Source organism: Fictibacillus sp. 26RED30 (assembly GCF_015903845.1).
Lineage (GTDB): Bacteria > Bacillota > Bacilli > Bacillales > Fictibacillaceae > Fictibacillus > Fictibacillus phosphorivorans.
The window spans coordinates 147,405-165,083 of record NZ_JACZDV010000004.1; the positions used below are offsets into that span (position 1 = coordinate 147,405).

A 17,679-nucleotide genomic window follows, 5' to 3' on the forward strand; every position below is an offset into this window, starting at 1 on the left:
GAGGTGTAATAAATGAACTTTTCATTTACAAGTTATCTGAAGAGGCTTCGGTCGATCTTAATCGGCGTTTTGATCATCAGTTTTCTTCCTTCTATCTTCTTTGGTATCGCACCACTTCAAAGCATGAAGCTTTGGGAGTACACCATCGAGAATCGAAAATATAGTCTATTTCCGGATATTTTTGATAAGTTTTTTTACTCGATGACGATTTTCTTTACAGCACTACTCCTAGGTCTCCTAGTAGCGTTATTGCTGACGTTTTTAGCGACACTCCTGCCAAGACCATTAAAACGCGCTGTCTATGGATTTTTAACACTATTTGAATCATTACCAGATCTTTTTATCGTTATCGCGCTACAAGTTTCAGCAGTATATATCTTTAAGAAGACTGGATTATTAATCGCGAACGTTTCCGGCGTCTATGACAACCGCATCTACTTTTTTCCGATTCTAACACTCTCTGTCCTGCCAACGATTCAACTCTTTAAGATTACCTTTCTACTAATGAAAGAAGAGCAAAACAAACCATACATAACCGTAGCACGAGCGATGGGACTCGGAAACCTCTACATCACGCTCAATCATGTGTTCCGTAATATTATGACGAGTCTCTTTCAATATTCCAAGACCATCTTTGTTTTCATGCTTTCGAACTTATTCATTCTAGAATACGTCTTTAACTTGAACGGAATCATGACCATCATGCTGAACACGCAAGGTGTTTCGTTTATCATAACGGTCTTGTTTATCGCAATTCCTTTCTCCTTCCTGTTCGAGGTCATGGAATCTTACCGCGGAGGCTTAAACGTTCAAAAGGAGGATGCAGCATGATCGTTCGATTGCTTAAACAGCCGCAATTCTTAATTGGATTTCTATTTATCGTGAGTTTAATTTTATTAAGCTTTATTTATCCATCTCTCATGGATGTTCAAAAGGAATCTAAGTTCCTATATGACGAGAATGAAGTCATCGTTGGTGTTGCTCCTTTCTCACCGAAAGACATGCCTCCTTTTGGAACGGATATGAACGGAAAGCACTTATTGTATCTTGTTTTAGAAGGTGCAAAGTATACAATCCTAATCACTTTAGTCATCGCTTTTCTTAGAATTTTCTTCGCCCTTTTCTTTTCCTTGTTTCATAGAAAATCGAAGAGTACGTTCTTTGACGATATCGTACAAGCTACACTCTATATTCCAACTGCTATCTTAGCTTATATGTTCATGGTTCCGCTCTTTGTAAAAGATGCCACTGAGCCAATGAGCATGATGACTCTGATTATCGTGCAGTGCTTGATTCTCGTTGGTATTGGTGTACCGCCTCTAGTATCAACGTTTTCTGAAGAGATACGCTCTATCCTAGCAAAAGACTATATTGTTAGCACCTTTTCATTAGGATCGAAAAAGCCATATGTCTATTACAAGCATGTCCTGCCTGAACTGAGCTCAAAACTCCTGCTTTTATTTGCTCAGCAAGCCATTCAAACATTAATTTTGTTAGCACACTTAGGTGTTCTTGCCGTTTTTATCGGTGGATCAAAAACAGTGATGATGGGTGATATCTTTAACTTAACGCCTGCAACCATTTCATTAAGCGGCGAATGGGCTGGTATCATCGGCCAATCATATCAGAAGCTCTTAACGGCTCCTTGGATTATTTTAGTGCCACTATCATTCTTTGCTTTTACGATTTTCTCGATCAATCTCATGATACAAGGTATACAGAACAGCCTCGAATCCAACAAATCATAAGTGAGGTGTGAAACATGTCTAACAGACTTTTAGAAATAAACAATCTAAACATAGCTTTCGGCAGTGGAAAGAACGTGTTTAATGCGGTTACTGATTTAAGTCTCTCCGTCAGTAAAGGACAGACTGCCGCTCTTATCGGCGAATCAGGTTCTGGAAAAAGTGTCACTTCTCTTTCAGTGTTGAAAATTCTACCAGCCAATGGTCGAGCAGAGTCAGGCTCGATCCGTTTTGACGATAAAGAGATTTTGCAGATGACAGAAAAAGAGATGCAAAAAATACGAGGCAACGAGATCTCCATGATCTTTCAGGACGCGATCGCCTCACTGAATCCTGCTATGAAAGTGGGAATTCAGATCACAGAAGGCTTGAAATATCATAAACAGATAGCAAAATCAGAGCTTAGAACCGTGGCGCTCTCCCTTCTCGAACAAGTAGGTTTTCATAATCCTGCACATATTTTTGATCAATATCCTTCTCAGCTGTCAGGAGGCATGAAACAACGTATCTTAATCGCAATGGCCATATCCTGTAGACCTAAACTGATAATTGCGGATGAAATAACGACCGCGTTAGATGTAACGATTCAAAGGCAGGTATTAGATTTGATCGCTGATTATAAAATACGTGAAGACGCTTCTGTTTTAATGATCACACATGATTTTGGTGTTGTGGCAGAATATGCTGACTGGGTGTATGTCATGTTTGGGGGAAGAATCGTAGAATCAGGAGATGTGTTTACGATCTTTAATAATCCCATCCACCCTTATACAAAAGGCTTGATCGGCTGCATTCCAAGTATGGAGAGCGACAACGAACGTTTAAAGAGCGTTTACGATTATTCGTTTGAAGAAGCAGGATATAAGGGAAGAAAATTCGCACCAGAGACTTATTCCATGGAAAGCAAAGTCTATCATGCTCCGTCTTCTCTTATCGAAGTGGAACCTGGGCATTATGTTCGTCTATTTGATGAGAGCGAGGTGACGATCGTTGGATAAACACTTGATAACCATCCAAAACCTTTCTAAGTATTTTATGACGAAGACAGGAATCCATAAAGCAATCGATGGAATTACTCTCGATATTTTTAAAGGCGAAACATTAGGTATCGTTGGGGAGTCTGGATCTGGTAAGACGACCCTTGGCCGAACGATCATGCGATTGTATGAGCCCGAACACGGAAACATTACGTTTGATGGTCTGGACATCACACATATGCCCGAAAAAAAGTTGCGGCCATACCGTAAAGAATTTCAGATGATCTTTCAAAATCCTTATGAGTCACTCAGCCCTCGTTTAACGGTCGGGGAAATTTTAGAAGAACCGCTTGTTATTCAGAAAATGTTAAGCAAAGAAGAACGTACGAAGAAAGCATACAGTCTATTGGAAAAAGTCGGGTTACCGAAGACTTCTTATCTTAAAAAGATCCACGAATTCTCCGGTGGACAGCGTCAGAGGATAGGAATCGCTCGCGCATTGATGCTAGATCCTAAATTTATTATTGCAGATGAACCTGTCTCAGCGCTCGATGTATCTGTTCAAGCGCAAGTGTTAAATCTATTAAAAGATCTTCAGTCCGAACTAGACCTAACCTGTTTGTTCATCTCACATGACCTTGGCGTGGTTCATTATATGAGTGACCGTGTAGCCGTCATGTATTTAGGCCATCTGATTGAATTAGCGCCAAAAGATGAATTGTATCGAAATCCGATTCATCCTTATACGAAATCTCTTTTATCATCCATTCCGATCGCAGACCCTGAGCGTCGGAATGCATACAGAGAACCTATCATTATGCCAGATAAACCGCTCTATCCGCCACAGTTGATTCATGTTGGTAGCGATCATTACGTGTCTGCGAACATGATCAATATTAAAGAGTTTGAGATTGAAAATAATAGAAACCTCATTCGTAATTGAGCAAATGAAAAGAGACTGCGTTCTAAGCAGTCTCCCTTTTAAACTAAATAATTATTTTCGCAAAATCACAAACATACTCACGCTCATTGCTCCTATAGTAAAAATAGACGCAATGATCACACCAATCCATACCATGAATAGATCGTCTCCTGGATAAGCGGGTTCAAGTGTTGCATAATACCAAAGAATCCACCCTAAGAAAAAGAGAAAAAACGTGCTTCCGATGAACGCCATCCTCACTTTATCCTTCCACGATCCTCTCCACACTTCAGAAAATAGCATCCACGTAAAAAGACTGAGCGGTATGCACAGGCATAGCCCCACCATAGCACCGTAAGGCAGAAAGAAAAGAATTACAAAAGCTAGTGCGAATAATGCAGCGTTCGCAACAAATAATGTTATACCTGCTTGCCAGTAGTTCGTACTTAAAGAACGACTCTTCAATTTATTAGTAATGTTTCTTACGATACCAACAGTGGCAATATCTCTTTGTTTTGTTATGAGGATTAACGTAAACAAGATTCCAGCTAACAATAAAACCGTCAAAAAAACACCCACTTTTTTACAATAAATTCATCTTATATTATCATTAAAGTAGAGAACTAGAATATAGCTATTTGGTAGGAGACGTAAAAGGAGGCGCCATAGATGTTTAAACTATTTATTTTATTTTTCGCCATAGTCGTAATCGCTCCCCTAGTTATTAAATTCACCACTAAACCGAATTATCAAAAGGTGGCAGAAAAAACTGAACTTCCACCTAACTTTGGGATCCGTGAAGATTTACATTTACAAAAAAGTGTAAGAAACATGGAGAAAGCTCTCCCTCGTGAGTTTAAAGAAAAAATAAAACGCAGATATCTTTCAGAGCACCCAAAGGCAACAGAAGCCTACTTTGAAGTTGTATATTATGAACTTCAACGCTTCTTTATCATGTGTTCACTTTTAAATAATGTACCGATGTTCAGTAAAAAGGTGGATGACATCTGGCACGAGATGCTGATGTATACGAAGGAGTATGAGAAGTTTTCTGCTGAACTATGCGGTGAGCATATTCATCATGCTCCTAACGATGTTGTAGAACCCGATCCACATGGGAGAGCTTGGTTTGATCTTTTGTATGCAAAGCTGTTTACGTTTACCGATTTCACACATATCGCTTGGGGTAGTTTCTTTCAAAATCCACTTCACAACGGCTTTTTACAAGAGCTTAATTCACTATCTATTGAAGAGTTAAATAAAAAATACTTCAGAGAAACAGCAGATAAGGATACTGTTACAGCTCTGCTTACGAAAATCAAAGGAGATATAAAGCGTGTATCCCATGATAAAAATCCTTATACAGGATTAAAGGTTGCACCACATTCCATAGATAGTGCACCGATCTTAGCTGGTGCGATGCTTTATTATTCTTATCATCATTATGAAGACTATGATATGCACATGGCAAAATTGAGTCCCGCTTCTAACTATTACTCAGGTAACACAACAGCTTGCGGAAGTGGGTGTGGCAACCACCGTGACGACAATGGCGGACATGATAGCAGCTGTAGCAGTGACAGCGGGAGCAGCTGTGGAAGCAGTTGCGGCAGTGGATGCGGAAGTAGTTGATGCGATAAGTAATCTGCTTTAAATATAAAAAGCCCTGCAAGTGACTCAACATCACTTAGCAGGGCTTTCTTCTTAATTCTCTTCTACTTCTTTACGATTCTTTTTAAAGATTTTGGAGAGGACTTCATATACGATTGGCACGATGATCAGCGTTAATAATGTAGAACTAGCTAAACCGCCGATTACCGTAACGCCAAGACCTTTTGAGATCAGTCCGCCACCACCTGAGCCAACTGCTAACGGAATCAATGCTCCGATCGTTGCGATAGCTGTCATCAGGATCGGACGAAGACGTGTTGCTCCTGCTTCTAGGATCGCATCACGCATACTCATTCCTTCACGTTCCATATGAATGATTCGGTCTACGAGTACGATAGCATTCGTTACAACGATACCGATCAACATCAGAAGCCCCATCATAACCGATACAGATATGGTTTCACCTGCGATCAATAAACCTACAAACGAACCAATCACAGCAAATGGTAGTGAGAACAAGATCGCAAACGGCGCGACACCTTCACGGAATGTTACGACAAGTATGAAATACACGATCGCAATCGCCGCAAGCATTGCCGCTCCAAGCTGTGTAAATGTTTCGTTCATATCAGCCTGAACACCCGCTACTCCAACTGTAACTCCTTTTGGCATATCCAGTTTATCGATGTCTTTTTGGACTTCCGAAGTTGCTTTGGACATATCATCGCCAATTGCCTTACCAGACACGGTAGCATAATACTCTCCTTTACTTCGGGCAAGGGTATTCAGTGTTGTTCCTTTTTCAACCGTAACAAGCTCAGATAACGGCATTGTCGTGCCAAGAGCTGTTGGAACCTGTCTTGCTAAAATATCGTCTACGGACTTAGGTTGTTTCGTTTGCTCCTGCTGAACGATAACGTCTAGTGTATCACCGTCTTTTTCGATCGTCGTTAAGACTTCATCCGCTTTCATCGGATTCAGCATCATCACGATCTGACCTGTTGTTAGTCCGTATTTTAGAATCTCATTTTGATCGACGTTAAACGTATGCTCGACAAACGCATCCTTTGCGCTTGACGAAACATCTTCTAACTGATCGTTCTTGTTCATGGCTTCTTCTGCCATCTTCACCGCTTTATTGAGTTTATTCAGATCTTCACTGTAGAACGTATAGCTGACTTCGTTTTCAGCTCCTGTTGATGCAGCGAAGTTCTGACTCTTCCATTCTCCTGATTGACCAAGGTCAGCGACATAGTCTTCTATTTCATCCCGCACTTCTGGGAAGTTCTCCATTTCCGGATCAAAGATGAGGTACATGAGTGCCCCGCCTTCTCCGCCGCCGGCCATAGCCATCATCGGATCCGCGTTATCTGATACAGAGATTTGAACGATATCAATATAATCGCGTTTTAGCATCTTCTCTTCTAAAGCTTCAACGTTTTTCAATGTTTCTTCTTTAAGCTCCCCAGCTTTTGGTGTGTATGTTAAATACATAACTTTGTCTTCTTCACTGCCCATGAAGCTGAAACCGATGATAGGAGTTAAAGCTAAACTACCTGCAAGTAAAAGGACCGCCAAGATAGAAGTGATAATTTTATGATTAAGAGATTTATTAAGAATCCCTTTATACCATTTTGCTAATTTACCAGTTTCCTTATGGCTGCTTTCTGTCTTTTCGCTATACAGCTTCTTTTTAAACAAAAAGTGCGACAACGCTGGAACGATTGTTATAGCAACAATGAGTGACGCACCAAGCGCAAATGTCATCGTTAACGCGAACGGCGCGAACAGTTCGCCTACCATACCACCCACAAAGATAAGCGGAGCGAATACCGCAACCGTTACGAGTGTGGAAGAAAGGATCGGCTTAAACATCTCAATTGTCGCTTCTCTAATTAACGCACGTCCGTTTAATTTTTCTTCTTTCAAATGCAAACGTCGATAAATATTTTCTACAACAACGATTGAGTCATCGATTACACGACCGATCGCAACCGTAATCGCCCCTAGTGTCATGATGTTCAACGTAATATCCATCCAGTTGAGCACAAGTAGCGCCATAAAGATGGAAACCGGAATAGAGATGATTGAGATAATTGTTGATTTAAAATCACGAAGGAATAACAGAATGATCAGTACCGCGATCAAACCACCAAACAAAGCTTTTTCAATCATGGTTGCGACTGAATCTTCAATTGGTTTTCCTTGGTCGAGTGACACATCAATAACTAGACCGTCTACTTTAGATTTCTCTTCTTTAATCAGCTCTTTTACACCATTTACAACATCAACCGTGTTGGCTTGCTGCTCTTTTACGATTTGAATGGCGATCGCTTCATCTCCGTTTGTTCGGGAGACAGATTCCACTTTACCTACCGTTTTAATATCAGCAATCTCACTTAGCTTTACAAAAGGTGTTGGGTTAGTTGCAGATGGTGTTACCGGAATCATCATGTTCTTCAGTTCATCTGAAGTCATGAATTTTCCATCAACGGCAACTGCTTCTTCACCTTTTTCAAACTCATACAATCCTAATGAAACAGCCATGTTGCTTGCTTGGATCATTTCTTTTACTTTATCTTCTGTTAGATCAAACTGTTTCAACTTATCTTTTTTATATGTAAGATCTACCTCTTCGATATGCTGACCCGTAATCTTAGCAGATGCCACACCATCGATTTTCTCGATCTTAGGAAGAATGATCTCTTCAACCGTTGATGTTAATTCAACGATATCCTCTTTCGTACTACTTACACTAAGTGCCGCAACAGGCATCATATTCATACTGATTGCTGTCACAGTCGGCTCCTCAGCTGTTTCTGGCAATTCGACTGCATCTAGTGCAGATTGGAGCTCACGCTTTGCTTCGTCCATGTCTATCCCGTATTCATATTCCACTTGGAGATTAGACATGTTTGAATAAGAATTTGAATAAACGGCTTTAACATCTTCAAGCCCTTCAACCGCTTTCTCGATCGGCATCGATACGTCTTCCATTACTTTCTCTGGCGTAGCTCCAGGATAAACGTCCATCACCATCAAGTAAGGAATCGAAACATCCGGAATCGTTTCCATATTCATACGTGTTCCTGAATAAATACCTGAGACTGTTATAATAATGGTAAGCAGCCATACAGCTAATTTATTCATTAAGACAAAATTAACTAAACCTTTCATTCATCCACCAACCCCTAATTGACTTATCCAACTCAATTATTTATACTAATGACTGATTGGTCATTTGTCAATGAATTACTTAGGAGCGATACAATGAGTAAGAAACAACTAATTATGGAGAGTGCCCTCGAACTATTTGCACAGCAAGGGTTTGATGCCACATCAGTCCAACAAATTACTGAACACGCAGGCATCTCAAAGGGTGCATTTTATTTATCTTTTAAATCAAAAGACGAACTGATCAACGGTCTAATCGACCACTTTATGCTGAGTCTGATCTCAGATATTGACCAAGTAGTCAAAAATCACGAGACGCATACTGAACTATTATACGAATTCTATCAAGCTGCGTTTCATACTTTTCAAAAGCATTCTGATTTTGCCAAAATTTTTATAAAAGAACAATCAAAAACACCGAATGAAGAGCTGATCTCAAAGATTCATCACTATGATAAACTCATCGATAACATCATATTAGGCATGTTAGACCGCATTTATAGCGAAGAGATCTCACAGACGCGTTATGATTTGATCTATTGTGTAAAAGGCTTTATTCATACGTATTCACATTTAATTCTGTTCTTTAACGTTCCGCTGGATCTTCATACATTGAGTCGCTCACTTGCGGAAAAAACAGCACTACTCGCCAAACATTCAGAAACGACGTTTATCACAGAAGAGCTTTACCACACGATTAATGAACCTTTTCATGTTCATGTAACAAAAGAACAGCTGCTAGAGATGATTGAGCAAAAGATAGAGGAAGTGGATGATTCAACGTTAAAAGAATCATTGAATCTCCTGAAAGAGCAGATGATTGAACCGAGTCTCAGTCCTGCAATCGTAAAAGGATTAATCTTAAACCTGAATAACCACCCAGCATGTAAGCAGATTGCTTATTTGATTCAGGATTGTTTGGAAGTATAGAGAAAACTTTTTGAAAGTGTTGATCTACGCTCCGGGACGCTCGCTTTCCTGGGGGTGTGCGGTGAGCCTCTTAGCGCTCTGTGCTTTTAAGAGTCTCACCTGTCCCACTGATCCCCAAGGAGTCTCGCACCCTACGCTCCAATCAACTTGTCAAAGAAGAAAATGATATACAGTAATTCAAAGTAGATTTGTTTTAGAACTGCACTGTAATCCGATACACCCACAGTCTGAAGAACTCATTCCAAGAAACTATTAAAGGGTAAGGCAACCTCAATTTGACTAGGTCGCCTTACCCTTTTTGAATACAAAATCTATCTCTTTTTAAGTTCTTCCACAATCAGCTTGTTTACAAGTGGAGGGTTTGCTTTCCCTTTTGTTTCTTTCATCACTTGTCCAACAAGGAATCCGACTGCTTTTTCTTTTCCGTCTTTATAATCCGCAACAGATTGCTCGTTCGCATCAAGGATCTTCACAACGATTTCTCGGATCGCTCCTTCGTCTGAGATCTGAACGAGACCTTTTTCTTTAACGATTTTCTCTGCGTCGCCACCGTTCTCGATCAACTCTTTGAATACCGTCTTCGCGATCTTGTTAGAGATCGTTCCGTCTGCGATCAGCTTAATCATGCCAGCAAGACCTTCAGCAGTCAGAGCAGTCTGGTCTAACTCTTTATTTTCGTTGTTTAAGTACGCACTCACTTCACCCATGATCCAGTTGGATGCTTGCTTCGCATCTGCACCCGCTTTGATTGTCGCTTCAAAGAAATCAGCCATCTCTTTTGTCATCGTTAATACTTTTGCGTCATATTCAGGTAATCCGAAGTCACCGACATAACGCTTTTGACGAGCATCCGGAAGTTCTGGAATGTCCGCTTTCACACGATCCATCCATTCTTCATCGATAAAAATGGATACAAGATCAGGCTCTGGGAAATAACGATAGTCGTCAGATCCTTCTTTTACACGCATGAGGATTGTCGTTTTCGTCGCTTCGTCATAGCGACGAGTCTCTTGAAGAATCTCTCCTCCAGCTGAAACCACTTCACGTTGACGCTTCTCTTCATGCTCTAACCCTTTTTGTACGAAAGCAAACGAGTTTAAGTTCTTAAGCTCTGCTTTTGTTCCAAACTTCTCTTGACCTACCGGACGAATTGAGATGTTCGCGTCACAGCGCAATGAACCTTCTTCCATCTTACAGTCAGATACACCTGTATATTGAATGATCGCTTTAAGCTTTTCTAAATACGCGTAAGCTTCTTCCGGCGTACGAATATCCGGCTCAGATACGATTTCAACAAGAGGCGTTCCTTGACGGTTTAAATCGACAAGTGATCCGTCTGCTGTATGAGTCAACTTACCTGCATCCTCTTCCATATGGATACGCGTGATGCCGATTTTCTTTTTGTTTCCGCCCACTTCTATCTCGATCCAGCCGTGTTCACCGATCGGCTTATCAAATTGTGACACCTGATAGGCTTTCGGGTTGTCTGGATAAAAGTAGTTTTTGCGGTCAAATTTTGTTTCTCTATTAATTTCGCAGTTAAGCGCAAGTGCTGCACGCATCGCAAAATCTACAGCTTGATGGTTCACAACAGGTAACACGCCAGGATGTCCTAAGCAGATCGGACACACATTCGTGTTTGGCGGTGCACCAAAGTTTGTAGAACAGCCGCAGAAAATCTTAGTGTTCGTTTTTAATTCAACGTGTACTTCTAATCCAATTATCGTTTCAAATTCGCTCATTCTCTGCACCCCCTACAGCTTCGGCTTTTCTGTGTGATGATCTGTTGCTTGTTCAAACGCATGTGCTACGCGATAAATCGTGCTCTCGTCAAAATGCTTACCGATGATCTGAAGTCCGATCGGCAGTCCATCTGAGAATCCACAAGGTACAGAGATCGCAGGCACACCCGCTAAGTTAACCGGAATCGTTAGAATATCGTTCATGTACATCGTTAATGGATCTTTCGTCATAGATCCACATTTAAACGATGCAGATGGCGTTGTTGGTCCGATGATTACATCGTATTTTTCAAAAATGTTCGTAAAGTCTTCTTTAATCAGCGTACGAACTTTTTGTGCTTTTTTATAATAAGCATCGTAGTATCCAGAGCTTAACGCGAACGTTCCAAGCATGATGCGGCGTTTTACTTCCTCACCAAACCCTTCGCTTCTAGACTGCTTGTACATCTCGATCAAGTTCTCACTGTTATCTGAACGCAGACCGTAACGAACACCATCAAAGCGTGAAAGGTTAGCAGAAGCTTCAGATGATGACAGCAAGTAGTACGTTGCAAGTGCATAACGAGAATGCGGCAGAGATACTTCTTCCCATGTCGCTCCAAGTCCTTCAAGTATTCTTAGAGCTTCCATCACGCGCTCTTTTACGCCAGGCTCTACACCTTCACCTAGGTATTCTTTTGGAACCGCAATCTTCAGCCCTTTCACATCACCAGTAAAAGAAGCCAAGTAATCTGGGATATCCACTTTTGCAGATGTAGAATCCATCGGGTCGTTCCCTGCGATGGCTTGCAGCAAGTATGCATTGTCTTCGACGTTACGCGTTACAGGACCAATTTGATCCAGTGAAGACGCAAACGCGACTAAGCCGTAACGAGATACGAGTCCGTAAGTTGGCTTCAATCCAACAACACCACAGAAAGCAGCAGGCTGACGTATCGAGCCACCTGTATCAGAACCTAGTGAGAAAAGAACTTCTCCCGCTGATACGGATGCTGCAGACGCGCCGGATGAACCTCCTGGTACACAAGAAAGATCCCACGGGTTGTGAGTTGGGTGGAATCCGGAGTTCTCGTTTGATGACCCCATCGCAAATTCATCCATGTTCAATTTTCCGATCGTAATCGTGTCCGCTTGATTCAAGCGTTCCACAACGGTTGCATCATAGATCGGTTCAAAGTTCTCTAAAATGCGAGACGCACATGTTGTACGAATCCCTTTTGTTACGATGTTATCTTTGATTCCGATCGGCATACCAAAGAGCAGTCCTCTGTCAGCACCGGAAACGAGCTTTTCATCTAATTGTTTAGCCTTAATGCGGCTGTATTCTTCATTTAGTGTTAAAAACGCCTTTACTTTACCATCTACTTGATGAATGCGGTCAAACGTCGCATCCACAATGTCAGTTACACTCAATTCTTTTGTATGTAATAACTGATGAAGTTCTGAGATCTTTTTATCTAAAATCGACATACGTGGTCTTTCCTCCTACTCCAAAATGTTCGGAACTTTAAACTGGCCATCTCTTTCTGAAGGCGCATTTTTCATCGCCTCATCCACTGAAACAGAATTTCTCACTTCGTCTTTGCGAAGGATATTCTTCAGCTCCTGAACGTGTGTAGTCGGCTCCACGTTATCTGTATCGAGTTCGTTCAGTTCTTCAGCAAACCCGATGATCTTATCCAATTGTTCAGTCAGCAATTCGGCTTCTTCCTCCGTAACCGCTAACCTGGCTAAATGCGCCACGTGCTTCACTTGATCTTTCGAAATTCGAGACAAGCTCGCCACCTCCAAGACTTTCTATACGAAAAGTATTATTCTGATGATAACAAAAAGCTTGCTGTATAAGCAACTTGAGGACGGAACATTCACGAAATTGAGTTATTTTCGTTGAGTTTTGTGGGATTGTAGGTTTGTTTGGGGGATGTGCGCTTGTTTTTACGGTACGTGTTTTTATATTTATTACGCGTTCACCGGTGAATTGGCTGTTTCCACCTGTAACTGCTGAGTTTGCACCTGAAAAAGGGATGCGAGCACCGCTAAGACGACCGTGAACACCTGAGATTGCACTCTTATCACCTGTGACAACATTCTATACTAAAAACAATTGTTACAAATATCAATTGGCTCTTTTCTAAGATTGTTTTGCTTTTTAGTCGACGTCTATGACAGTTAGGGTGTGAGACTCCTGCGGGACAGGCGGGCAGGTGAGACACTTATACGTGAATCGTACGAATGTGGCTCACCGCCTGCCCCGCGGAAAGCGAAGCACCCGGAGCGGAAAGCAACTACTTTCGGAAAGCAACAATGTATAAAAAACAGCATAAAAGAAAAAAGAATCTACTTTTTCGTAGATTCTTCGTAGATTCTTCCGTTAATGATACTAAATGCTTTAGATTCCCCACTCATGAAGCTCTAAACGGCGTACTCCTTCTTTTACGTAAGGATCTTCTTCCGCTAATTGTTTCGCCTCGTCTAATGACTCCGCTTTATAAACGACCATACCGCCTGCTCCGTCTAAGAATGGTCCTTTTAGATGAACTTTATCTTGTGTAACAAGCTCTGCTAGGTAGTCAAGGTGAGCCTGGCGGAACTCTTGATTGAGCTCTGGTTTTTCCATATGTAAAATTGCTGCAAAATATGCCATGTGTGTTACCTCCCTCATTATTACTCTCATCTTACTATAGGCAGCTCTCAGCATAAAAGAAAAAACATCCGGTCAATAAAACCAGATGTTTTAATCTTTACCGTAGCTCGAGTCTTTCGTTGGATGGCGGAGCATGCCTTCTTTCGGTGGTGCTTTCTTTTCGATCAGATCGCGGTTCATGTTCGTGTTCCAGCCGATATCGTTCGTCGGATGCACCCACTCATCCCCTGCCATCACTTCTGGATCTGTGTCTGTACTCCAGTTGTTGAGAGGAGAATTGGACGAGTCGTAAAGGCTATCTCCGATTACCACACCATGCTCGTTTACAAACGGCGCTTGCATCTTCATACCTGTACCTTTAAAATCAGGCGAACTGATTTGATGAGGCAACGTTTCATCCAAATCGACTTTCTTTTGCTCTTTATCTTTTGACATCTTCACACCTGCTTTCATATCGGTATACGATTAACTTCTCCTGAAGCGAGGTGTACAATCCATTTTTTTGTTTGCAGATGGTGTGAAGACTTATAAATTTTTTTGAGGACTTATAAAAAAATTTGAAGACTTATAAAATTTTTTCAAGACTTATAAATTTTGTTGAAGACTTATAAACGAAGATTCTCACAGAAAAAAAACCCTTTCTCAGGCGAGAAAGGGCTCAATTTCAAAGATTAAAGTGTTTCTGAAGTTGTTTTAGCTTGCATGTGAAGTGTTAGGTAGTCTGGGCCACCCGCTTTTGAGTCAGTACCAGACATGTTGAATCCACCAAATGGCTGATATCCAACGATTGCACCTGTACATCCACGGTTGATGTAGAAGTTACCTACGTGGAACTCTTCACGTGCGCGCTCGATGTGCTCACGGTTGTTAGAAAGAAGCGCACCTGTTAGACCGTACTCAGTGTTGTTTGCGATTTCCATCATGTGATCGAAGTCACGCGCTTTACATACCGCTACAACTGGTCCGAAGATCTCTTCTTGCATCAGACGAGCTTTTTCATCTACATCAGCAAAGATTGTAGGCTGGATGAAGTAACCTTTAGAGTCGTCGCCTTCTCCACCAGTCATCAGACGGCCTTCTTCTTTTCCGATTTCAATGTACTTCATGATCTTGTTGAAAGAAGCTTGGTCGATTACCGGCCCCATGTAAGTGCCAACTTCTTCAGGGCTACCCATCGTTAATGTTTTAGTAAGCGCTACAGCTTTTTCTAAAACTTCGTCGTAAACGTCCTGGTGGATAACGGCACGAGATCCAGCAGAACATTTTTGTCCAGAGAATCCGAACGCAGAGTACACAATTGAGCTTGCTGCTAATTCAAGATCAGCATCACGGTCAACAACAACTGTGTCTTTTCCGCCCATTTCAGCGATTACACGCTTCAACCAGATTTGGCCAGGGTGTACTTTTGCTGCGCGCTCATAGATACGGCAACCTACTTCACGAGAACCTGTGAATGATACGAAGCGAGTTTTCGGGTGGTCTACTAAGTAGTCACCGATCTCTGCACCGCTACCTGGAACGAAGTTAAGTACGCCTGCAGGAAGTCCTGCTTCTTCCATCACTTGTACGAACATTGCTGCGATAACTGGCGTTGAGTTCGCTGGCTTCAACAATACTGTGTTACCTGTAACGAACGCCGCTGCTGCAGTACCTGCCATGATCGCAAACGGGAAGTTGAATGGAGAGATAACGATACCTACTCCAAGTGGAATATAGCTAAATTTATTAATTTCGCCGTCACGGCTTACAACTGGTTGTCCAGCTTTAAGCTTGATCGCTTGGCGTGCATAGTATTCTAAAAAGTCGATCGCTTCAGCTGTATCAGCGTCAGCTTCTTTCCATGGCTTACCTGCTTCTTTTGTAAGCATAGCGGAGAATTCATATTTACGGCGGCGGATGATCGCTGCTGCACGGAACAAAATGTTCGCGCGGTGTTCAGGATCCCACTTTTTCCAAGATTCGAAAGCTGTTAATGCAGCTTGCATCGCTTGCTCAGCATGATCTTGAGTCGCTTTGGAAACAGATCCAATCACTTCTTCTTTGTTAGCTGGATTTATAGAAACAATCTTTTCGTCTGTCGTGATCTTTTCACTGCCGATAACAAGCGGAAACTCTGTACCAAGCTTTGAGTTAATTACTTTTAACCCTGCTTCGTAAGCTTCCTTGTTTGCAGGAACTGAAAAATCCATAAATGGTTCATGACGGTATTCACGTGTCATAATAAATTCCCCTCCTATTAAAGCGTTTTCATTATTCGGTTTCCCACGTTCATTCTACATGAACAAAGCGGTTTGTTCAAACAAACTGATAATAGTCAGAATTCTTTATTTTCAAGGGATAAGCCCGCTTTGTGCATCTTTTTTCTTTATGGTGAATGATTAATAAGGTTTTGTATGAGTTTATGTGATTTTCGTAGGAGATGGGCGAATAATTATGAATTCTATGTTCTTCTTGAAGTATATTTTTCCAAATAACAAAGAAGCTTTTGGAAGTGGTTGATTTCCGCTCCAGGTTGCTCGCTTTCCGGGGGGCGTGCGGTGAGCCACCCTACCGCTGGCGGTCTCGCACCTTGCGCTCCTATCAACTTGTCATTGAAGTTTTAAAAACCTTCAAAAGCTAAAGTTATTAATACAACGAAAACAAAATACAAAAGCCCACTAACTATAATGGTAGTGGGCTTTCAAACATCTTTATTTACGATAAATATGCACGAACGGTTCTTCTTGTGTTGTTTCGTCCTTCACGATGAGCGCCTCTGGTTGATCAACTGCTGAACCGATGTATACTTCTACCGGCACGTTCGGCAGCTCGCCTAGTGCGGACGTCGCGACGAACTGGGTGAAGGAGATGATTTCCGCTTTACCGCGGAACTGAACAGGAATCTCAAGCGTCAATCGCTCTAGGTTGCCGTCTTTATAGTACCCTTTCCCGATCACCCCGATATAGTTAGGGAAATACTCCTGAACCTTTGATTTGAAAGAAGTAAACTTTTCGTAGTCACTTCGCTTCTTTTTTGAAGCTGAGTCTGAAGGGAACAGCACATAATCTTCATCTACGTCTTCCCATGAACTTACTGAGCTGCTTCCTTTTTTCACAACGCCTGACGCAAAGAAGTTTCCAGGCGTTACAGAATCACGCTCTTCTTCTTGATAGAGAGCAAATACAATCGGAACATCTTTAAGCTTTGAATCTGTGCGCAATCGGCTTGCCACTTGTCCTGCTATTTTCTGTGCTTCTTGTTTCACTTTTTCACGCTGGAGCTTCACTTCACCAGGATAGATCAAGCCTTGTTGGTTAACGTCATAATAGTACGTGGAGTTAAAGGATAAACCGACTACCACACCGCCAAGCTTTACTTTCCCATCGCCACTCTGAACGAGATAATTGTGTTCAAGAACATAAGAAAGATACTTAGGATTGTTTTTGTTTGCTTCTAGCATCTTATCTTTAAACCCTGGGTCACCTTCGTCAACTTTTACACCCAGCTTAGGGTTCAATCCTGTTTGGTCTAGCTCACTCTTACTTTTTCCTGGTTCTTCGTCTGCTCTTTTCAGCCAGTTCGTAACCGTGGGCTCATTCAGAAATTGTCCTTCTTGGAAAAAGTACTTGTCTGTACTGAATGTGTCTTGAGCGATGCGCATTAATCCCATCTCAAACTCGTTGATATCAAGCCGGTTATCAACGCCATAACGGATTACACCACGAGCACCACCTGGTTCGAACGGAAAAATACTTCGATAGTACTTTTCACCGGTATTGATCTCCCCTGTTATAATCGCTTTCTCATCTTTTTTGCCCTTTTCTTGCACGATCTTTTCTTCTTTTTCCAGCTCATCGCCACCCCAGCAGCCGGTCAAAAGCAGTAAAGTACTCAAGAAAAGGAGCCCAACCCGTTTCATCATTACGGACACTCCTCTAGTATTGTTGGTTAGCT

Annotated in this window: 15 protein-coding genes; 6 read left to right on the top strand and 9 right to left on the bottom strand. The window is 41.7% G+C overall.

Annotated features, from left to right (window positions below):
* The first annotated feature begins 12 nt into the window (after positions 1 to 12).
* The 4 genes from IHV11_RS18795 to IHV11_RS18810 are packed head-to-tail and all read left to right on the top strand — an operon-like array spanning position 13 to position 3,665.
* Positions 13 to 831: an ABC transporter permease subunit gene (locus IHV11_RS18795; protein WP_197195884.1), complete on the top strand. Its 819-nt coding sequence runs from the start codon at positions 13 to 15 to the stop codon at positions 829 to 831.
* Positions 828 to 1,748: a hypothetical protein gene (locus tag IHV11_RS18800; RefSeq protein WP_197195885.1), complete on the top strand. Its 921-nt coding sequence runs from the start codon at positions 828 to 830 to the stop codon at positions 1,746 to 1,748. The genes IHV11_RS18795 and IHV11_RS18800 overlap by 4 nt, the downstream gene beginning before the upstream one ends.
* Positions 1,749 to 1,762: 14 nt before the next feature.
* Positions 1,763 to 2,743: an ABC transporter ATP-binding protein gene (locus IHV11_RS18805; protein ID WP_197195886.1), complete on the top strand. Its 981-nt coding sequence runs from the start codon at positions 1,763 to 1,765 to the stop codon at positions 2,741 to 2,743.
* Positions 2,736 to 3,665 (top strand): ABC transporter ATP-binding protein, encoded by a 930-nt coding sequence (locus tag IHV11_RS18810; protein WP_231620407.1) that lies wholly within the window; start codon positions 2,736 to 2,738, stop codon positions 3,663 to 3,665. The genes IHV11_RS18805 and IHV11_RS18810 overlap by 8 nt, the downstream gene beginning before the upstream one ends.
* Positions 3,666 to 3,716: 51 nt before the next feature.
* On the opposite strand, the gene IHV11_RS18815 is transcribed toward IHV11_RS18810, so the two are convergent.
* Entirely contained in the window at positions 3,717 to 4,211 is a 495-nt protein-coding gene (locus IHV11_RS18815; protein ID WP_197195887.1) for a hypothetical protein, read from the bottom strand.
* A 102-nt stretch (positions 4,212 to 4,313) separates the two neighbouring features.
* On the opposite strand from IHV11_RS18815, the gene IHV11_RS18820 reads away from it, so the two are divergent.
* Entirely contained in the window at positions 4,314 to 5,276 is a 963-nt protein-coding gene (locus tag IHV11_RS18820; protein ID WP_197195888.1) for a hypothetical protein, read from the top strand.
* A 72-nt stretch (positions 5,277 to 5,348) separates the two neighbouring features.
* Here IHV11_RS18820 and IHV11_RS18825 read toward each other — a convergent pair whose 3' ends face one another.
* Positions 5,349 to 8,432 carry an efflux RND transporter permease subunit gene (locus tag IHV11_RS18825; RefSeq protein WP_197195889.1) on the bottom strand — a complete coding sequence of 1,028 codons (3,084 nt, stop codon included), beginning with the start codon at positions 8,430 to 8,432 and terminating at the stop codon, positions 5,349 to 5,351.
* Positions 8,433 to 8,525: 93 nt separating this feature from the next.
* Here IHV11_RS18825 and IHV11_RS18830 point away from each other — a divergent pair, with 93 nt between their 5' ends.
* Positions 8,526 to 9,359: a TetR/AcrR family transcriptional regulator gene (locus tag IHV11_RS18830; RefSeq protein WP_197195890.1), complete on the top strand. Its 834-nt coding sequence runs from the start codon at positions 8,526 to 8,528 to the stop codon at positions 9,357 to 9,359.
* A 311-nt stretch (positions 9,360 to 9,670) separates the two neighbouring features.
* On the opposite strand, the gene gatB is transcribed toward IHV11_RS18830, so the two are convergent.
* From gatB to IHV11_RS18865, 7 genes are all read right to left on the bottom strand, one after another.
* Entirely contained in the window at positions 9,671 to 11,101 is a 1,431-nt protein-coding gene (gene gatB / locus IHV11_RS18835) for an Asp-tRNA(Asn)/Glu-tRNA(Gln) amidotransferase subunit GatB (RefSeq protein WP_197195891.1), read from the bottom strand.
* A gap of 12 nt (positions 11,102 to 11,113) precedes the next feature.
* The gene (gene gatA, locus IHV11_RS18840) at positions 11,114 to 12,571 is read right to left on the bottom strand and encodes an Asp-tRNA(Asn)/Glu-tRNA(Gln) amidotransferase subunit GatA (protein ID WP_197132256.1); all 1,458 of its coding nucleotides are present in this window, start codon (positions 12,569 to 12,571) and stop codon (positions 11,114 to 11,116) included.
* Positions 12,572 to 12,586: 15 nt separating this feature from the next.
* Positions 12,587 to 12,877 carry an Asp-tRNA(Asn)/Glu-tRNA(Gln) amidotransferase subunit GatC gene (gene gatC / locus IHV11_RS18845; RefSeq protein ID WP_197195892.1) on the bottom strand — a complete coding sequence of 97 codons (291 nt, stop codon included), beginning with the start codon at positions 12,875 to 12,877 and terminating at the stop codon, positions 12,587 to 12,589.
* 613 nt (positions 12,878 to 13,490) lie between these two features.
* Positions 13,491 to 13,745, bottom strand: coding sequence for a YciI family protein (locus tag IHV11_RS18850; RefSeq protein WP_197195893.1), 255 nt, complete (start codon positions 13,743 to 13,745; stop codon positions 13,491 to 13,493).
* Positions 13,746 to 13,835: 90 nt separating this feature from the next.
* Entirely contained in the window at positions 13,836 to 14,180 is a 345-nt protein-coding gene (locus tag IHV11_RS18855; protein ID WP_197195894.1) for a DUF3905 domain-containing protein, read from the bottom strand.
* 236 nt (positions 14,181 to 14,416) lie between these two features.
* Positions 14,417 to 15,964, bottom strand: a complete 1,548-nt coding sequence (gene pruA, locus IHV11_RS18860) for an L-glutamate gamma-semialdehyde dehydrogenase (RefSeq protein WP_197191946.1) — start codon at positions 15,962 to 15,964, stop codon at positions 14,417 to 14,419.
* Between the two features lie 471 nt (positions 15,965 to 16,435).
* Positions 16,436 to 17,647: a CamS family sex pheromone protein gene (locus IHV11_RS18865; RefSeq protein ID WP_197195895.1), complete on the bottom strand. Its 1,212-nt coding sequence runs from the start codon at positions 17,645 to 17,647 to the stop codon at positions 16,436 to 16,438.
* Between the last annotated feature and the right edge of the window lie 32 nt (positions 17,648 to 17,679).

Bases quoted from the DNA above. Each gene is read 5' to 3' on its own strand.
- IHV11_RS18795 (WP_197195884.1), top strand. From the start codon at position 13: ATGAACTTTTCATTTACAAGTTATCTGAAGAGGCTTCGGTCGATCTTA.
- IHV11_RS18800 (WP_197195885.1), top strand. From the start codon at position 828: ATGATCGTTCGATTGCTTAAACAGCCGCAATTCTTAATTGGATTTCTA.
- IHV11_RS18805 (WP_197195886.1), top strand. From the start codon at position 1,763: ATGTCTAACAGACTTTTAGAAATAAACAATCTAAACATAGCTTTCGGC.
- IHV11_RS18820 (WP_197195888.1), top strand. From the start codon at position 4,314: ATGTTTAAACTATTTATTTTATTTTTCGCCATAGTCGTAATCGCTCCC.
- IHV11_RS18825 (WP_197195889.1), bottom strand. From the start codon at position 8,432: ATGAAAGGTTTAGTTAATTTTGTCTTAATGAATAAATTAGCTGTATGG.
- IHV11_RS18830 (WP_197195890.1), top strand. From the start codon at position 8,526: ATGAGTAAGAAACAACTAATTATGGAGAGTGCCCTCGAACTATTTGCA.
- gatB (WP_197195891.1), bottom strand. From the start codon at position 11,101: ATGAGCGAATTTGAAACGATAATTGGATTAGAAGTACACGTTGAATTA.
- gatA (WP_197132256.1), bottom strand. From the start codon at position 12,571: ATGTCGATTTTAGATAAAAAGATCTCAGAACTTCATCAGTTATTACAT.
- IHV11_RS18850 (WP_197195893.1), bottom strand. From the start codon at position 13,745: ATGGCATATTTTGCAGCAATTTTACATATGGAAAAACCAGAGCTCAAT.
- IHV11_RS18855 (WP_197195894.1), bottom strand. From the start codon at position 14,180: ATGTCAAAAGATAAAGAGCAAAAGAAAGTCGATTTGGATGAAACGTTG.
- pruA (WP_197191946.1), bottom strand. From the start codon at position 15,964: ATGACACGTGAATACCGTCATGAACCATTTATGGATTTTTCAGTTCCT.
- IHV11_RS18865 (WP_197195895.1), bottom strand. From the start codon at position 17,647: ATGATGAAACGGGTTGGGCTCCTTTTCTTGAGTACTTTACTGCTTTTG.